The 286-nt window shown below is 60.8% G+C and carries 1 pseudogene; it reads left to right on the top strand.

Features of this window, described 5'->3' with window-relative positions:
* Nucleotides 1-286 (top strand): annotated as a pseudogene (locus ACR6JA_RS23010) (adenylosuccinate synthase); the annotation flags it as partial.

Genomic DNA, 286 nt, shown 5'->3' on the forward strand with positions numbered 1-286 from the left:
GATTTCTTGGCTGACGCCAAGAAACCTCACCGGATTGCGGGCGGCATCGGCTCCTGGCGCTACTACCTGGCGCCTCAGGGCTTGATACGTGTCGATGAACTGCCCAGTGGATGGGGGTTGCTCGAATTGACCGCTCGCGGAAGCGTAAAAGCTCTCGCCGGTTATGCGACCCACTGTAAGGCCCGGGATAGCGAATACGTCCGTCAGGCCTGCATATGGCGCTTTCCTGATGTGGATCTGCCTCGCGAGCAGTTCTTGCTCGTGCGGGCCCTCGCCAATACCGGCG

Source organism: Cedecea sp. B1(4) (assembly GCF_059414925.1).